This is a genomic window from Campylobacter sp. BCW_4332 (genome assembly GCF_001763175.1).
GTDB lineage: Bacteria > Campylobacterota > Campylobacteria > Campylobacterales > Campylobacteraceae > Campylobacter_D > Campylobacter_D jejuni.
The window spans coordinates 1-3,599 of record NZ_MJYF01000009.1; the positions used below are offsets into that span (position 1 = coordinate 1).

At 31.5% G+C, this 3,599-nt stretch carries 2 protein-coding genes and 1 pseudogene; 2 read left to right on the forward strand and 1 reads right to left on the reverse strand.

Annotation, left to right across the window (positions count from 1 at the left end; translation table 11 throughout):
- Together AJN64_RS00585 and AJN64_RS00590 are read left to right on the forward strand one after the other, a co-directional pair.
- Positions 1 to 248: pseudogene (locus AJN64_RS00585) on the forward strand (motility associated factor glycosyltransferase family protein); the annotation flags it as partial.
- The gene (locus AJN64_RS00590; RefSeq protein ID WP_079728968.1) at positions 245 to 2,131 is read left to right on the forward strand and encodes a motility associated factor glycosyltransferase family protein; all 1,887 of its coding nucleotides are present in this window, start codon (positions 245 to 247) and stop codon (positions 2,129 to 2,131) included. The pseudogene AJN64_RS00585 and the gene AJN64_RS00590, both read left to right, overlap by 4 nt.
- Positions 2,132 to 2,162: 31 nt before the next feature.
- Here the strand turns inward: AJN64_RS00590 and AJN64_RS00595 are convergent.
- The coding region (locus AJN64_RS00595; RefSeq protein WP_070292535.1) for a flagellin at positions 2,163 to 3,599 on the reverse strand (1,437 nt) is incomplete at its 5' end.

Genomic DNA, 3,599 nt, shown 5'->3' on the forward strand with positions numbered 1-3,599 from the left:
AAATTTTAGGTCCTTTACTGACACAATTTGAACTTAATCTTGCTAGAATTTATGTTTTAAATCCTAAAACCAAAGAAGATGCTTTTAATAAAAGTATTCTTTGGATAAAAGAACATTTAGAATTTATGGAATTAGTTTATGGACATATCAAAGCACAAGAAAGTGCTTTGATAAAAAATATACTTCCTTTAGAAGAAAAACTTAAAGAAAGAAAATTAGATAAATGGATGGAAAGGGTGAGAAGGTGAAAGAGGAAAATAATTTTGAAAAAAATATCAAAGCTTTAGGTGGCTCTGAATATGAAATTTTATGCAAAAAACTTCAAGACATTAAAGAACTTAGAAACTTTACTTTTACACAAGGAAAAGATAACCTAGATATCAATATCATCAAAAAAAGAAATTTAAAAAAAATGTATCAAAATCCTGTAAAAGAACTTGAAAAAGATTTGGAATATTTTAAAGATTTCACTCGTTATCCTGTGCTTTTTTTCTATGGAATAGGAAATGGGATTTTATATAAAATTTTATTGCAAAATAAAAATCTTAAAAGAATGATTATTTTTGAAAAAGAGCTAGAGCTTATATTTTTAGCTTTTAATTTTGTCGATTTTAGCAAAGATTTAAGCTTAGGAAGGCTTATCATCGTTCATCAAGATGATGTAACTTTACCCAAAATTGAAAAAATCTTTCGCCTTACAGGGGATTTGTTTTATCGTTCTTATAATCTACACATTGCTAATAATTTTTACGAAGAATACAAAGAAGATATTTTAAAACTTAACAAGCTTAATATCCTAACCATAAAAAACCATAATCTCATGCATGGAAATGATCCTAAAGATGCTATGCAAGGTATAGAACAATTTGTTTATAATCTTCCCAAACTCATTTCACATCCAAGTTATAAAGAACTTCTAAAAAAAAGAAAAAGTGCTAAAGAAACAGCCATAGTCGTTTCTACAGGACCAAGTTTAACTAAACAACTTCCTTTATTAAAAAAGTATGCCAATAAAGCTACGATTTTTTGTGCAGACAGTGCTTATAATATACTTGCAAGAGAAGGTATAAAACCTGATTATGTTTGCATGCTAGAGCGTGATGAAATAGTGGCAGAATGTTTTAATAATGATTTTGGAGAATTTGATAAAGATATTATTTTTTTAGTTGCTTCTTTGGCACATAAAAAAACTATTGATTATCTTGAAAAAAACAAAAGAAACTATATGCTTATTCTTAAAGGACAACCTTTTGCAAGATATTTAGATCTAGATGATTATGGGTATATTAATGCAGGTATGAGCGTATCACACATGGCTTATGAATGTGCAGAAAATTTAGGACATAAAAATATCATTTTAATAGGACAAGATCTAGCTTATAGTGAAGATGGACAAACGCATTCTAAAGGTTTTATTCATGCTAGTTGGCATAATGGGGACTATGAAAGGGATTTTGGAAAATTTACTACCTTAGCTTATGGAGGAGAAGGCAAAGCAGAAAGTTCTGAAATATGGACTCTTTTTAGGCAAATTTTTGAAAATTTTATTTTCTATAGCGAAAGTAAAACTTATAATTGCACTGAAGGAGGCGCTAGGATAGAAAGTGCTATAGAAAGACCTTTTAAAGAAGTTTGCAAAGATCTACTTGAAAATGAAAAAGATAAAAATTTCAAAAAATTAAAAGCTTTAAATACCAAAGAACAAGTAGAATTGGGTTTAAAAATCTATAAAAAAATCAAAAAAAATATGAGCTTAGCGCTTAATTTTCAAAAAGAATGTAAAAAAGTTCAAAAACAAATTCATAATCTTACCCATGGAAAAAGCAAATTATCTCTTAATGAACTCAATCAAAACATCGATAAACTCAAAGAAAAACTTTCAAGTCAAAAATACAGCTTTTTAAAAGAAATTCTAGGGCCTACTTTACACCACGAACAAAGCCTTTTAGCACCTTTATATCTTAAGGATATCAAAGATGAAGCTGATAAACAAAATAAACTTTTTGCTTGGATTTATGCACACGAATCTTTGATTGAAAATATCATAGATCTTTTAGAGGCTCAAGACAAAAGACTTAAAATCGCCATCTTACCTTTGCAAAATTTTTTAGAAAAGAAAAAGGCACTCTAAAAATCTTAGATGCATAAAAGCATCTAAGAAATCATTGAAGAAGTTTTAAAACATTTTGCTGTACAGCATTAGCCTGACTCATCGCATATGAACCTGACTGCGCAAGGATATTATACTTAGAAAAATTTGCACTTTCAGCTGCAAAGTCTACATCTCTTATGGTTGATTCTGCTGCCTTAACATTGACTTGAGTTACAGTGATGTTATTTATCGTAACTTGAAGTTGATTTTGCACCGAACCAATGTCTGCTCTGATTTGATCAAGATTTGTTATAGCAGTTTCTGCTATATCCATCACAGCCATAGCGCCTTTAAGTGTAGTTACACCTGCAGTTTCTTCCTTAACTCCAAAAGCAGTTGTTTTCATAGTTGCGAATTGAGAAAGATTTGATCCTGATGAAAAACCTGAACCTGCAGATACATTATAAACTGCTGAAAGTTGAGAAGCAGCTGAAATAGCTATCGCGGATCCGGCTATACTTGCAGAATAATTTTTCCCACTACCTACAGAATAACCTGAACCTGACGAAAATCCACTACCAGCACTACTCATATAAGCAGAAACAGAAGAATATCCTGCTAAAATATTTTGTTTATTTGCAGAACCAAAACCCATAGCATCAGCGACATTAGCATCAATTTGACCTTTTGACTCTCTTAGAGAAACAGAAGCTTGAGATACGAATTGACTTGCACCAAAACCAGCAAAACTAAGTCCTGAACCACTGATTAAAATATCTTTACCATCATTTTTTACCAAAGATAAACGACCATAGTTTTCTTTCATATCGGCATTGATAAAAGCACCACCACCTATACTTCCTTCGATTTTAATTCCTCTACCTTCTCTTGAAGTGAGCAAAAGTTTACCATTTTCATCTATAGAGGCTTCTACTCCTGTAGTATCTTTTACAGAGTTGATTGCAGAAACTAAAGCACCATTGCTATCACCATCTTTGTATTCTATCTGACCGATTTTTACCCCATTAATAGTAAAATCCTCTCCAGTACTTCCCGCTTTAACCGCAGCCATACCTCGAGTCTCTACTGTAAAAGTAGCCCTAACACCTGTTTTATCGGCATTTTTATTTATTTCATCAGCTAAAGCCCCAAGTCCTGTTCCAACTGAGGTTGAAATCACAACTTTTTGAAATTTAAAATCATCTATGCCGTTATAGTTTTTCAAAGTAAATTGCACTTCACCACTTTGAGAAATTCTTCCTCCGGTTTCAAAGCGTGTTAAACCGATTTTAGAAGATTGAGTTGCTCCTATGGTAGCCTTTACAGTTTGATTTGAACTTGCACCGATTTGAAATTCTTGATTGATAAAATTACCACTTAAAAGTTGTTTACCATTAAATGAAGTAGTATTAGCGATATTATCAAGTTCTTCCATCAAGCGGTTAATATCTGCTTGAAGCATAGTTCTTGTTTTTAAGCTTTGTCCATCTTGAGCTGCTTGAGTTGC